1 pseudogene is annotated in these 380 nt (G+C 43.9%); it reads right to left on the bottom strand.

What is annotated here, in order from left to right:
- A pseudogene (locus C1E99_RS12310) lies at positions 1-364 on the bottom strand (ATP-dependent Clp protease ATP-binding subunit); the annotation flags it as partial.
- Between the last annotated feature and the right edge of the window lie 16 nt (positions 365-380).

Below are 380 nucleotides of genomic sequence, written 5' to 3'. Positions count from 1 at the left end.
CAGCATCACCGACCAAAACAGGATTGTTCTTAGTACGGCGAGCTAGGATTTCAGAGGTTTCTTGGATTTCCTTGTTTCGTCCAATGACTGGATCCAACTTCCCTTCACGCGCATCTTGTGTCAAATTGCGACCAAGTTTTGCAAGAATTCCATCTGACTTTATCTGACCTTTAGTCTGTGCTTGAGCCACTTCTTCTGTCTGTGGCAGGCGACCAGTCTGACGGTACATAGCGAATTCTTCTGGTGTCACTTCACGCCCATTGATAGAATAACGGCGACGTTCTGTGCTGTAGCCACCCATGTTGCCCATGAGTTGATTGAAAATATCGTCCATATTGTTAAAGTTATTGAAATTGTTGTTCATAGTTTTTACCTCGTTT

Source organism: Streptococcus suis (assembly GCF_002964045.1).
Lineage (GTDB): Bacteria > Bacillota > Bacilli > Lactobacillales > Streptococcaceae > Streptococcus > Streptococcus suis_U.
Note: the sequence above shows the minus strand (reverse complement) of the source record. Positions and strands in the feature narration are given on the sequence as shown.